12 protein-coding genes are annotated in these 12,997 nt (G+C 70.3%); 7 read left to right on the top strand and 5 right to left on the bottom strand.

Translation table 11 applies throughout. The annotated features are described in order from the left end of the window. Positions 1-15 precede the first annotated feature (15 nt). From AC1DBL_RS12665 to AC1DBL_RS12635, 7 genes are all read left to right on the top strand, one after another. A complete protein-coding gene (locus tag AC1DBL_RS12665) occupies positions 16-234 on the top strand; it encodes a helix-hairpin-helix domain-containing protein (RefSeq protein WP_476926249.1) in 219 nt (72 codons plus the stop codon). 53 nt (positions 235-287) lie between these two features. Beyond that, entirely contained in the window at positions 288-1,265 is a 978-nt protein-coding gene (locus tag AC1DBL_RS12660) for an aldo/keto reductase (RefSeq protein WP_476926248.1), read from the top strand. An 8-nt stretch (positions 1,266-1,273) separates the two neighbouring features. Continuing rightward, on the top strand, positions 1,274-2,326 hold the full coding sequence (locus AC1DBL_RS12655) for a nucleoside hydrolase (RefSeq protein WP_476926247.1): 1,053 nt from the start codon (positions 1,274-1,276) through the stop codon (positions 2,324-2,326). A gap of 124 nt (positions 2,327-2,450) precedes the next feature. Next, positions 2,451-3,287: an ECF transporter S component gene (locus tag AC1DBL_RS12650; protein ID WP_476926246.1), complete on the top strand. Its 837-nt coding sequence runs from the start codon at positions 2,451-2,453 to the stop codon at positions 3,285-3,287. 3 nt (positions 3,288-3,290) lie between these two features. Then, a complete protein-coding gene (locus AC1DBL_RS12645) occupies positions 3,291-4,043 on the top strand; it encodes an energy-coupling factor transporter transmembrane component T (RefSeq protein WP_476926245.1) in 753 nt (250 codons plus the stop codon). Then, positions 4,019-5,599 (top strand): ABC transporter ATP-binding protein, encoded by a 1,581-nt coding sequence (locus AC1DBL_RS12640; protein WP_476926244.1) that lies wholly within the window; start codon positions 4,019-4,021, stop codon positions 5,597-5,599. The genes AC1DBL_RS12645 and AC1DBL_RS12640 overlap by 25 nt, the downstream gene beginning before the upstream one ends. A gap of 58 nt (positions 5,600-5,657) precedes the next feature. Then, positions 5,658-6,047: a VOC family protein gene (locus AC1DBL_RS12635; RefSeq protein WP_476926243.1), complete on the top strand. Its 390-nt coding sequence runs from the start codon at positions 5,658-5,660 to the stop codon at positions 6,045-6,047. An 88-nt stretch (positions 6,048-6,135) separates the two neighbouring features. Here the strand turns inward: AC1DBL_RS12635 and AC1DBL_RS12630 are convergent, their stop codons facing one another. From AC1DBL_RS12630 to AC1DBL_RS12610, 5 genes are all read right to left on the bottom strand, one after another. Next, positions 6,136-8,301, bottom strand: coding sequence for a 3-hydroxyacyl-CoA dehydrogenase NAD-binding domain-containing protein (locus AC1DBL_RS12630; protein ID WP_476926242.1), 2,166 nt, complete (start codon positions 8,299-8,301; stop codon positions 6,136-6,138). Further along, complete coding sequence (locus tag AC1DBL_RS12625) at positions 8,298-9,569, bottom strand: thiolase family protein (RefSeq protein WP_441418811.1); 1,272 nt, start codon at positions 9,567-9,569, stop codon at positions 8,298-8,300. The genes AC1DBL_RS12630 and AC1DBL_RS12625 overlap by 4 nt, the downstream gene beginning before the upstream one ends. Before the next feature lie 138 nt (positions 9,570-9,707). Further along, complete coding sequence (locus AC1DBL_RS12620; protein WP_476909539.1) at positions 9,708-11,111, bottom strand: HRDC domain-containing protein; 1,404 nt, start codon at positions 11,109-11,111, stop codon at positions 9,708-9,710. 63 nt (positions 11,112-11,174) lie between these two features. Beyond that, positions 11,175-11,819 carry a DUF3000 domain-containing protein gene (locus AC1DBL_RS12615; protein WP_476926241.1) on the bottom strand — a complete coding sequence of 215 codons (645 nt, stop codon included), beginning with the start codon at positions 11,817-11,819 and terminating at the stop codon, positions 11,175-11,177. A gap of 69 nt (positions 11,820-11,888) precedes the next feature. Beyond that, a complete protein-coding gene (locus AC1DBL_RS12610) occupies positions 11,889-12,992 on the bottom strand; it encodes a threonine aldolase family protein (protein WP_476893021.1) in 1,104 nt (367 codons plus the stop codon). Positions 12,993-12,997: the final 5 nt, after the last annotated feature.

Raw genomic sequence — 12,997 nt, 5'->3', positions numbered from 1 at the left:
TTGGAAGGAAACGCAATGACGCGGAAATCCCCTCGACCAGGCAGCACTCCACTTCCCGCCGGGCTGGCGGCGCCGGCCCGAAAGTCCCTCGCCCATGCGGGGGTGGAAACCCTTGAACACCTGGTGCTGCTGGGCCGGCGCCGGCTGGCAGGGATGCCGGGCGTCTGCCCGCGCACCCTTGCGCAACTACAGGACGCCATGGACGAACAAGGGCTGGAGCTTCCCGCGGGGTAGCACGTCCGGGAGCCTGCCCGGGAGCCCGCCGCGGCCGTTATAGGCTGATTCCCATGACTGAATACCGCCGCGTAGGAAATTCCGGACTAACCGTCTCCGTCGTGGGACTTGGCTGCAACAACCTGGGCCGGGCCAACACCGCCACCGAGTCGCAGGAGGGGACCGACGCCGTCGTGCATGCGGCCCTGGACGCCGGCATCACGTTCTTCGACGTCGCCGACGCCTACGGCCGGGAGCCCGGGCTCAGCGAAACCATGCTGGGCAAGGCCCTCGGTTCGCGCCGCGCCGACGCCGTGATCGGCACCAAGTTCGGCATGGACATGCGCGGGACCAACGGCAACGACTTCGACGCCCGCGGCTCCCGGCGCTACATCATCAAGGCAGCCGAGGCCTCGCTGCGCCGGCTCGGAACGGACTGGATCGACCTCTACCAGTTCCACACGCCGGACCCGCTGACACCCATCGACGAGACCCTCGCCGCCCTCGACGAACTCGTGGCCAGCGGCAAGGTCCGCTACATCGGCCACTCCAACCGGGCCGGCTGGCAGATCGCGGAGGCCGAATTCGTGGCCCGCGGCCGCGGCGGAGCCCGCTTCATCTCCAGCCAGAACCACTACAACCTGCTGGACCGCCGCGCCGAGCTGGAGGTCACCCCGGCCGCCGAGGCCTACGGCCTGGGCGTGCTGCCGTACTTCCCGCTGGCCAATGGCCTGCTGACCGGCAAGTACTCGCAAGGTAAGGCGCCGGAGGGGTCGCGCTTGAGCCACACCCGCACCAACCTCGTCCACGACGCCGACTGGAAACAGCTGGGTGCCTTCTCCGCCTTCGCCGCCGAGCGGGGGCTCAACGAGATCCAGGTGGCGTTCTCCTGGCTCGCCGCCCAACCCTCCGTCAGCAGCGTGATTGCCGGTGCGACCCGGCCCGAACAGGTCCGGCAGAACGCCGCCGCGGTCGCCTGGGTCCCGGACGCCGCCGAGCTGGCAGAACTCGATGAGATCTTCCCGCGCACGCCGAAGGTCGCACTCTTCTGAGCCCGGAAATGCCCCGCGCCCTGGACGCCGACCACCTGGTCCTGATGGACGTCGATACCGGGATCGACGACGCCCTCGCCATCGTGTACCTGCTGTCCCGGCCCGAGGTCCGGCTGCAGGCCATCACCTGCACCGCCGGCAACGTCGGGGCGCGCCAGGTGGCGCTGAACAGCCTGTCCCTGCTGGAGCTGTGCGGGCGGGAAGGGATCGAAGTCGCCGTCGGCGCCGAGGTCCCGCTGGAAATCCCGCTGGTCACCACCGAAGAGACCCACGGGCCGCAGGGGATCGGCTACGCCGAGCTGCCTGCCCCCGCCCAGGCCATTTCGCCGCGGCACGCCGTGGACGTCTGGGTGGAGGAGGCCAGGGCGCATCCGGGGGAGATCACGGGCCTGATCACCGGACCGCTGACCAATTTCGCCCTGGCCCTGCGCCGCGAACCGGAACTGCCGCGGCTGCTCAAGGGCCTGGTGATCATGGGCGGCAGCTTCTATTACCAGGGCAACACGACGCCGACGGCGGAATGGAACACCGCGGTGGACCCGCACGCCGCCAAGGAGGTCTACGCGGCCTACCGCGGGATGCCCGAGGACAAGCTGCCGGTCGTCTGCGCGCTGGAGACCACGGAGCGGATCGAGATGCTGCCGGAGCACCTGCGCCGGCTCGGCGAGGCCGCGGGGGCTGCCGAACCCGAGCTGGTGCTCCCGGAGCAGCCCGAAGGACTGCGCAGCGGCTCCAGCAGCCCGCTGGTGGCGTGCCTGTCGGACGCGATCCGCTTCTACATGGAGTTCCACCGGCTCTATGACCAGGGCTACGTCGCCCACATGCACGACGCGTTCGCCGCCTGCGCCGCCGTCGGACGCACGCCCTTCAGCACGCGGCTGGCGACGGTCGACGTCGAGACGGAGTCCCCGCTGCTGGCCGGCACAACGGTGGCCGACTTCCGCGGCCTGTGGGGGCTGCCGCCGAACGCCAGGATCGTCAGCGGCAACGACCCCGGCCAGTGCTTCGACGAGCTGATTGCCTCCGTGGGCGCGCTGGCACGCTCCCTGGGCGCACGGTAGCCGCGGGCGCCGGCCGGGCCCGCGGCGCCGGTGTTCCCGGGAGGGCCGGCCGATCGCTAAGATGGTAGCTGCGCCGAGGTGACATGAGGCGGTTGTTGCAAACCCCAGCCGAAGGATTTTTCCCATGTCACCGCAGCCCCTGACCCTCCCCGACGCAGGCTCCCGCACCGGAGCCGGCACGGCACCCGGCCGCCGCCGGCTGCTCGAAATCGCAGGCGCCGCGGCCATCGCCGCCACCTACGTCTTTCTCGTCCTCACCCAGCCGGTCGAGATCGCCAACGGACCGGCAAGCTTCTCCGCCCTGGTTGCCCTCGGCGGCTTCCTGCTCGGCGCGGTGCTGCTGCTCGTCGCCGTGCTGCCCGTCCTGCCCACCTCCACCTTGGTCCTGATGCCGGTGGCGATTGTGCTGAACGTGGTCCTCGGCCAGCTGATGGGCAGCACCGGACTGCCGTTCTACCTGGACGCGATCGGCACGGTCCTGATCGCCGTCCTCGCCGGGCCGGCCGCCGGTGCCGCCACCGGAGTGCTCGGCAGCATTGTCTGGTCCTTCTTCAACCCCACCGTGCTGCCCTTCGCCGCCGGCGCGGCCCTGATCGGGTTCCTCGCCGGGCTGGCCGCCCGCGGGGGACTGTTCCGCCGCTTCTATTTCGCGCCCGTGGCCGGCTTCCTTACCGGCATCCTGGCCGGCGTCGTCTCCGCCCCGATCGCAGCCTTTGTCTACGGCGGAACCGCGGGCCTGGGCACCGGCGCCATCGTCAGCGCGTTCCGTGCCATGGGCGACACCCTGCTGGCAGCGATCACCAAGCAGGCACTCATCTCCGACCCGATGGACAAGGCAATTGTCTTCACGATCGCCGCGCTGCTGGCCTACGCCCTGCCGCGGCGCACGACGTTCCAGTTCGCCTTCGTCCGCCGCTTCCGGGTACTCGCGGGTAAGGTCCCGGCGGATCCCGCAGCCTAGGCCATGCGCCTGCACCCGCTCACAGCCCTGACCGCGGCGTGCTGCGCCGCGGTCATTACGACGGCGGCCGGCAGCTGGCGGCTGTCCGTCGCCGTGGCCGTGGCCGCCGTGCTGCTTGCCGCACGCGCGGGCGTCGCAGCGCGGGTGCTGCTGGCTGCCGGGGTCATCCTCGCACCGTTGTTCCTGTCCCTGCTGGTGCTGCACGGCTTGTTCTTCCCGGAGGGGCACACCGTGCTGGCGCAGTGGGGGCCGGCCCGGGTCACCGCCGAAGGACTCAGCTTCGCCCTGGAGCTGGCCTCGCGGACAGCCGCGTGCGTCCTGCTGCTGCTGTTGTTTTCCTTCACCGTCAGCGTCCCGGATCTGCTGACCGCCCTCGCCGCGCGGCGCATCCCTCCGCAGTTCAGCTTCGTGCTCGCGTCCACGCTCACGCTGGTCCCTGCGATGGCCGAAAAGGTGGAGAAGATCCGTCAGGCCCAGGAAGCGCGCGGGCTGGTGGTCGGGCGCGGGCTGCTGTCCCGGCTGGCGGCGGCCAGGCTGCAGGCGGTGCCGCTGGTCCTGGGCCTGGTGGAGGATGCCGGGCTCCGGGCACAGGCCCTGGACGCGCGGGGTTTCGGCACCACCGGACCACGGACCAGCTACCGGCAACTGCAGGACCCTCCTGCGCAACGCATCGTCCGGGCCGCAGCGCTCCTGCTGGCCGCCGCCGCCGTGGTCCTGCGGCTCATCACGGCATGGCCCGCGGCGGTGCACTCGTGAACGGGGACGGACGCGCCAAGCCCGGGCAGCCCGCCACCGGGGCGCTGCCCGCGGCCGCTGCCCGGATCAGGAGCTTCAGCTTCCACGGGGATGCGGGCGATGCGCTGCGGGATGTGCAGCTCTCCGTCCTGCCGGGAACCCTGACCGCCGTGCTGGGAGGTTCCGGCAGTGGCAAGACCACCCTCGGCAAGCTCCTCGCCGGCTGGCTTCGGGGCGGCCATTCCGGTGTCCTGCGCGGCAGTCTGGCGCTGGGCGCGGACCGCCTCGAATTCCACGGCGGCAGCGGCGACCCCCGGATCAACCCCGCTGCCTGGTCCGGCCGGGTGGGTTACGTGCCGCAGGACGCCGCCGCCATGCTGTCCTCGGTGCGCTCTACGGTGGCGGATGAACTGGCCTTCGGCCTGGAAAATCGGGGTGTGCCCCGCCCCGAGATGATCCGGCAGGTGGCCCGAATCGCCGAACAAACCGGCCTGTCCGGGCTGCTGGAGCGGGACCCGGCAGAGCTCTCCGGCGGCGAGCTGCGCCGGCTGGCAGTCGCGTGCGCGGTCATCGCCGACCCGCAAGTGCTGGTGCTGGACGAACCACTCGGGTCCCTCGACGCCGACGGTGCCAGCCGGCTCCGCACCCTGGTGAGCCGGCTGCTCGAAGCCGGCACCGCTGTGGTGCTCCTGAGCCAGACGGCAGACGCACTCGCCCGCAGCGCCGGGCACTGGATCGTCCTGAACGGCGGCACGGTAACGGCGGAAGGCCGGCCGGCCGAGCTGGGGAACGGGGCCGCGCTCCGCGATGCAGGCGTCGTGGCGGAGAGCCTGGACGCCGGGATGCCGAAAGACCTGACCTGGGCCGCCGCGTCGACCCCGGTCCTTGAACTGCGAGGCATCGGCTTCGGCTACGGGCCAGGCAAGACTCGCGCGGGGGGATCCGCGAGGGGACCGGCGGGGAACGTGCCCCGCGCGGCCCTGCTGCGCGACCTGGACCTGACCGTGCGCCCGGGGGAGATTGTCGCTATCACCGGCCCCAACGGCACCGGCAAGTCCACGCTGCTGCGCCACTTCAACGGCCTGCTGCGGCCGCAGGCCGGTGAGGTGCGCGTCGAAGGTCGAGGCATCGACCGGATCCCGACGGGCCGCATCGCCGCTTCGGTCGGGATGTTGTTCCAGCAGCCGCGCGACCAGCTTTTCGAACGGACGGCGCTGCGGGAGGTCGGCTTCGGGCTGCGCCGGCTTGCCGGCGCGGAGGCGGCCGGCCGGGCGCAGGAGGCACTGGCCGCCGTCGGGCTCTCCGGCGCCGCGCAGACCCACCCGGCCGAGCTGCCGTCTTCCAGCCAGCGGTTGCTTGCCCTGGCCACGGTCCTGGCCCGCAGGCCGGCCGTCATCGCGCTGGATGAGCCCACCGTGGGACTGGATCGACAGGGGCTCGAACGGCTGCAGCACACGGTCGCCGCCGCAGCGGCGCGGGGCGCCGGCGTCGTCCTGGTCACGCACGATCTCGCTTACGCCCGGGCCAGCGCCCACCGTGTCCTCGCGCTCGACGGCGGCAGCCTGCGGGACATCTGACGGGCGCCGGTTACGAGCCATCTGCCACCCGGCGCTGTATATTTCTTGGAGTTTTCCCGTGCCGGAGCAGGCACGGGCCATTGACCAGGAGGAACCGTTGAAGAACCCCATCGCCCGCCAGATTGGAACGGTTTTCGTCCCGGTCAGCGACATTGCCAAGGCCCGGGACTGGTATTGCGGCCTGCTCGGAGTCCCGGCCGACGGAGAAATCCTCTTCGACCATCTTTATGTACTGCCGATGGACGGTGCGGGCCTGGTCCTGGACAGCAAGATCTACTCCGCGGACGCGGTCTTCCGCGTCCCCGCGTTCCATCTCAACACGGCAGATATCGAGGCCGCCCACCTGCACCTGCAGGACACCGGGGCCGAGGTCGCGGAGATCCGGGACGGCCAGTGGTTCAACTTCAAGGATCCGGACGGCAATGTGCTGATGATCTGCGAGTGCTAGGAGCGGCCGCCGCGCCCGGGCCGAACGCACGAAGGCGCCGCCGCCCGCGCCGTGATGGCCGGGGCAGCGGCGCCTTCGTCTTTGGTTGCTAGGCTGCCGGTTCGGAGGCCACGCCGGGTGCCAGGAACTTCTTGCCGGTGACACGCTCGGAGGCGCCCACCCGGTCCAGATACGGAGTGATGCCGCCCAGGAACATTGGCCAGCCCGCGCCGAGGATCATGCAGAGGTCGATGTCCTCAGGTCCGGCCACCACGCCTTCGGACAGCATCAGGCCGATCTCCTCCGCGAGGGCGTCCTGCGTGCGGCGCAGCACTTCCTCTGCCGTCGAGGGCGAATCGCCGAAGGTCATCAGGGCCAGGGTCTCGGCCGGGATGACCGGACTGCCGGCCTTCACCGAGGCCGGGTCCCAGATGGACCTGACTCCGTGGTCGATCAGCGCCTGCAGGTTCCGGGACACGGTGAAGCGGTCCCCGAAGGCGTCGTGCAGGGATTCCTGCACGTGCTGGGCGACCGGCAGCCCCACCATGGCGCCGAGCGTGAACGGCGTCATGGGCAGGCCCATCGGGCGCAGTGCGTTGTCCGCCACCTCGGCGGGGGTTCCCTCATCGAAGGCCGCGGTCACTTCGCCCATCAGCCGCAACAGGAGCCGGTTGACCACGAAGGCGGCCGCATCCTTGACCAGCACCGCGGACTTCTTCAGTCCCTTGGCCAGTTCGAACGCGGTGGCCAGCACGGCGTCGTCGGTCTTCGGGGCGCGGACGATCTCCAGCAGCGGCATTACGGCCACCGGGTTGAAGAAGTGGAAGCCCACCAAGCGTTCGGGGTACTGCAAGTCCTCGGCCATGGCCGTGACGGACAGCGAGGAGGTGTTGGTGGCCAGGATGCACTCCGGCGAGATGATCGCCTCGACCTCCTTGAACACCTGCTTCTTGACGCTGAGCTCCTCGAACACTGCCTCGATGACGAAGTCGGCGTCGGCGAAGGCCTCCTTGGAGACCGAGCCGCTGACCAGGGCCTTGGTCCGGTTGGCCGCGTCCGCGCTGATCCGCTTCTTCGCCAGCAGCTTGTCCACCTCGGCGTGCACGTAGTCCACGCCCTTGTCCACGCGCGCCTGGTCGATGTCCGTCATGACCACGGGCACCTTGAGCTGGCGGGCGAACAGCAGTGCGAGCTGGCTGGCCATCAGGCCGGCGCCGACGACGCCGATCTTCGTGACCGGGCGGGCGAGCTTGCGGTCCGGGGCACCCGCAGGGCGCTTGGAACGGCGCTGCACGAGGTCCAGGAAGGCGTACACCGTGGAGCGGAACTCGTCGGTCTGCATGAGGTCCGCGAGGGTCTGGCACTCCAGCTCCGCCGATTCGGCCTGCGTCAGGGTGCGGTTGGCCTCCAGCACGTCCAGCACCTTGGCCGGGGCCGGGGAGGCGTTGGAGGTCTTGGCCTCCACGAACGCGCGGCCCGCCGCGACGGCGCCGGCCCAGCGTTCGGCAATGTCCGGCGCGGAGGGGTCGACGGCGTTGGCGCGTTCCGGTACGACTGCGCCGGCGATCACCTGCGCGGCCCAGGCGACGGACTGTTCGACGAAGTCGGCCGGCTCGAAGATGGCGTCCGCCACGCCGAGGTCGTAAGCCTGCGGACCCGTCAGGGTGCGGTTGTTGCTCAGCGGGTTCTCGATCATCACCTTGACGGCGTTCTCGGGGCCGATCAGCCGCGGCAGGATGTAGACCCCGCCCCATCCCGGGATCAGCCCGATGAACGCTTCCGGCAGGGCCAGCGCACCGGCTCCGGTGGAGACGGTGCGGTAGGTGGACTGCAGGGCGATCTCCAGCCCGCCGCCCAGGGCCAAACCGTTGATGAACGCGAAGCTCGGGACGCCGAGGTTCGCCAGGGTGGCGTAGACGTCGTGGCCGAGCTGGGCCATCCAGAGGCCCTGTTCACGGCCGCTGACCGACTTGACCGTGGACAGGTCCGCGCCGGCGACCAGGAAGTACGGCTTGCCGGTCACGCCGACGCCGACGATCTCACCGCGCGCGGCACGGTCCCGCAGTCCCTCGAGCACCGTGCCGAGCTCGATCAGGGTGTTCGGGCCCAGCGTGGTGGGCTTCGAATGGTCCAGGCCGTTGTCCAGCGTGACCAGGGCGAAGGTGCCGGGGCTCGTGCCGTTGACGGCGGGAAGCTGAATGTCCTGGACGTAGGAATGCGTTACCGTCTCGTTCGGAAACAGCTCGGCAAGCTTGTGGAAATCTGCGGCGCTCATGCTGCGGCTCCAGTCTTGGTCGTGTAGTCGGTGCCGTAGTCGGCGTGGTGCGGGTTCTCCCAGATGACGGTGGCACCCATGCCCAGGCCAATGCACATGGTGGTCATGCCGAAGCGGACCCCGGGATCTTCCTCGAACTGGCGGGCCAGCTGGTTCATCAGCCGGACGCCGGACGAAGCGAGCGGGTGCCCGACGGCGATCGCGCCGCCGTAGCGGTTCACCCGGGGGTCGTCGTCGGCGATGCCGAAGTGGTCCAGGAAGCTGAGGACCTGGACGGCGAAGGCCTCGTTGATTTCGAACAGGCCGATGTCGTCGATGCCGAGCCCGGCGTTCTTCAACGCCTTTTCAGTGGCCGGGACCGGCCCGATGCCCATGACTTCCGGTTCGACGCCGGCGAAGGCGTAGCTGACCAGGCGCATCTTGACCGGCAGCCCAAGCTCCTCGGCGGCGTCGGCGGAGGCCAGCAGCGCCGCGGTCGCGCCGTCGTTGAGGCCGGCGGCGTTGCCGGCGGTGACGCGGCCGTGCGCGCGGAACGGGGTGCGCAGCGCGGCGAGGTCTTCCACCGAGGTGCCCGGGCGCGGCGGTTCGTCCACGGTGTTGACGGTCCAGCCCTGGCCGGGCTTCATGGTGGCCACGGGAACCAGGTCCGGCTGGATCTGTTCCTTGGCGTAGGCCGCGGCCAGCTTGTCCTGGGAGGCCACGGCGTAAGCGTCCGTGCGTTCCTTGGTGATGGCGGGGAAGCGGTCGTGCAGGTTTTCCGCGGTGTTGCCCATGTTCAGGGCGGCGGGGTCGACGATCCGTTCGGACATAAAGCGCGGGTTGGGGTCCGCGCCGGCACCCATCGGGTGGTTGCCCATGTGCTCCACGCCGCCGGCAATGACGACGTCGTAAGCGCCGAAGCCGATGCCGCTGGCGGTCGTCGTCACGGCGGTCATGGCGCCCGCGCACATCCGGTCGATCGCGAAACCGGGAACGGTCCGCGGCAACCCGGCCAGCAGGGCGGCGGTGCGGCCGATGGTCAGTCCCTGGTCACCGGTCTGCGTCGTGGCGGCGATGGCCACCTCGTCGATGCGCTCGGCCGGCAGTGCCGGGTTGCGGCGCATGAGTTCGCGGATGCACTTGACCACGAGGTCATCGGCGCGGGTTCCGGCGTAGATGCCCTTCTCGCCGGCGCGGCCGAACGGGGTGCGGACGCCGTCAACAAAAACGACCTCGCGGATGGTCCTGCTTTGTCCGATTGTCGGCTTTGCGCTGCTGGCTTGGCTCACGTATTACTCCTCATTGAGACATGGGTGCCGGATTTCCGCCCCCGGGCGGTGGGCTCGGGAAGCAGGAGTGATCCTGGCGGCATCCCTAGCTATGTTACTCATGAGTAACATAGCTGGCAAGGAGTGACGGGCAGCCCGTCAGGAAACGGCGTTGGGCGCTGCTTCGGCAGGGGAGGCCACGGAGGCCGCGGCAGGCTTGGCTTCCTTGGGCGGCAGCGGCTGCGGGTTCAGGAAAGCCTCGGCGATCAGCGGAGCAGTGAGCTGGATCTGCCACTGGCGGGCGCCGAGGTTCTGGAGCTCCTCGGCAATGCCTTCCTCGCTGATCTCCGCGGGAGGACGCCATGCCACGCGGCGGAGGTAGTCCGGGGTGAGCAGGTTTTCGACCGGCAGGTTCAGCTCCTCGGCCCGGGCCTGCAGCTTGGGCCGGGCGGTGGCGAGCCGTGCCGCGGCCTCCGGATCCCGGTCGGCCCAGACACGCGGCGGCGGGGGAGCGTTGGTGGGCAGGTGCAGCGGCGGGAGCTCCTCAAGGCTGCGGGCCGTGCTGATGCAGCGCAGCCAGCGCGGAGCCTCGCGCTGCGCGGCCCTGCCGTGGAAGCCCTTGGTGCCGAGCAGTTGCGGCACGGTGCTGGGCATGGCCTTGGCGGCGGCCACGAGGGAGGAATCGGGGATAAGCCGGCCCGGGGCGACGTCGCGCTTCTGCGCCAGCGAGTCGCGCTCCAGCCAGAGTTCGCGCACGGCGGCGAGCTGGCGGCGGTCGCGGATCTGGTGCAGCCCGGAGGTCTTGCGCCACGGGTCGACGCGCGGCGGGGCCTGGCCGGCTTCGAGGATCGCGGCGAATTCCTGCTCGGCGTACTCCAGTTTGCCGTCGGCGGTGAGGAGTTCGATCAGCTCCTCGCGGAGCTCGGTGAGGACTTCGACGTCGAGCGCGGCGTAGCGCAGCCACGGCTCCGGCAGCGGCCGGGTGGACCAGTCGGCCGCCGAGTGTTCCTTGGCCAGGCCGAAGCCCAGCAGCTGTTCGATGACGGCGGCGAGGCCAACCCTCGGCAGTCCGGCCAGCCGTGCGGCGAGTTCGGTGTCAAAGAGTTTGTCCGGCCACATGCCGAGTTCGGACAGGCACGGGAGGTCCTGGCTGGCCGCGTGCAGGATCCACTCGACGCCGCGCAGGGCCTCATTGATGATGCGCAGGTCACCAAAGGGCTCCGGGTCGATTAGCCAGGTGCCTGCGCCCTCGCGGCGGATCTGGACGAGGAAGGCGCGCTGGCCGTACCGGAATCCGGAGGCGCGTTCGGCGTCCACTCCCGCCGGGCCGTGGCCGGCGGCCAGGGCTGCGGCACAGCGTTCCAGTCCTGCTTGGGTCTCGATAACGAGCGGGACGCCGTCGCGGGGAGCGTCGAGGTCGATGACCTCGGGGACCAGGCTGTCGAAGCCTTCCACCGTGATGTGGGCCGGCGCGCCAGCCGCCTCTGCGGTGCTGGAGGCTGTGGTGGCGGCCGTGCTTGGGGCTGTGCCCGCGGTGGTGATTTCCGGATTATGAGGGGTCATGATGACTCCAGTTTACCGACATCGCCGTCGTTGCAGGCCGAGGCCGCGGCCGCCGGGGTCCGGTCATAGCTGCCGTGGGCGTCGGCGCGGCAGTGCGGAGACGCCGTCGGGCAGTGGCGGCAGGCCCGCAAAGGTGCAGACCATGTCCGACCACGCTTCCAGGTGGGCGGTGATGTCCCGGCCGGCCGGTGTCCAGGAAGCGCGGAGTTCAATGTCGATGGTGCCGGGCCGGCCAGCGAGCGTGCCGAAGCTTTCCGAGAGCACCCGGGTGGCGGTGCCCCCGGCCGATCGGTACGCCGCTTGGTGGTTTTCCAGCGCCTCCACGAGCCAGGTCCACGCGACGGAGCCGAGCATCTCGTCGTTGCCCATGTCCGGCTCAAGCTGGGCGCGGATGTAGGTGACGATCCGGAATTCGCCGTCCCAGACCGCGGAGCCGTCCGGGTCATGCAGGAGGATAAAACGGCCGGTGGCGAGTTCGACGTCGTCGCTGCCGGACGCCGGGGCCAGCGCGGCGGCCGCCGGGCCGTGGACCGCACCTGCCGCGGCGTCGCCGGGGACGACGACTTCCGCGCCGAGCGCCACCGCGTAGGGAGCGAGCCGGCCGGGGGCCGGGATCTCATCGAGGCGCAACTCGCTGCGGCACCGTGCTTTTCGAAGCGTCCCCAGGGCGAAGAGGAAATCCGCCGGAACCTGGTCGAGTGGGTTCACAGTGAAAGATTATGCACGGTGCCCGTCCCGGCCCGGCAGGCTCGCCGCCCGGCCGGGACCGGCTTGCACCTAGCCGGCCGCGAGCTCGCGCTTGATCGCGGCGATAAAGGAATCAACGTCTTCCTCGGTGGTGTCGAAGGAGCACATCCAGCGGACCTCGCGGGCCGCCTCGTTCCAGTCATAGAACCGGAAGGACTTCCGCAGCCGGTCCGCCACGCCGGCGGGCAGGACGGCGAAGACGCCGTTGGACTCGGTCTTCTGGCTCAGTTCGACGCCGGGGATCGACTCGACGCCGGCGCGCAGCCGGGCCGCCATCGCGTTGGCGTGCGAGGCCGAGCGCAGCCACAGGTCGCCCTCGAGCAGGGCGATGAACTGCGCGGACATGAACCGCATCTTGGAGGCCAGCTGCATGTTCATTTTGCGCAGGTAGACCAGGCCGTGGGCGGCGTCGGGGTTAAGCGCCACCACCACCTCGCCGAACAGCAGCCCGTTCTTGGTGCCGCCGAAGGAGAGGATGTCCACGCCCGCGTCGCGGGTGAAGGCGCGGAGCGGCACCGCGAGGTGGGCGGCGGCGTTGGCCAGCCGGGCGCCGTCCATGTGCAGCTTCATGCCCTTGGAGTGGACATGCTCAGCGATGGCGCGGACCTCCTCGGGGGTGTAGCAGGTGCCCAGCTCGGTGGTCTGCGTGATCGAGACCGCCAGCGGCTGCGCGCGGTGCTCGTCGCCCCAGCCCCAGGCCTCCTGGTCGATCAGGGCGGGGGTGAGCTTGCCGTCCGGCGTCGGGACCTGCAGGAGCTTGATGCCGCCGATCCGTTCCGGCGCGCCGTTCTCGTCCATGTTGATGTGGGCCGTGGAGGCGCAAATGACGGCGCCCCAGCGCGGCAGCAGGGACTGGAGCGAGAGGACGTTCGCGCCGGTGCCGTTGAAGACGGGGAAGCACTCGATGCCCGAACCAAAGTGCCGCTCCATCAGCTGCTGCAGGCGGGCCGTGTAATCGTCCTCGCCGTAGGATACCTGGTGGCCTTCGTTGGCGGCGGCCAGGGCGGCCAGCACCTCAGGGTGCACACCGGAGTAGTTGTCCGAGGCGAAGCCCCGGACGGAGGGATCATGGAGCCGCAGCGCGGTGCTGGCCGGGGCAGTGTCAATGGTGTTGGTTTCGACCGTGCTGGTCATCTCGT

The organism is Arthrobacter sp. 10T44 (assembly GCF_056393885.1).
The sequence above is the reverse complement of the archived record's forward strand: the minus strand, read 5'-3'. Positions and strand labels throughout refer to the sequence as shown.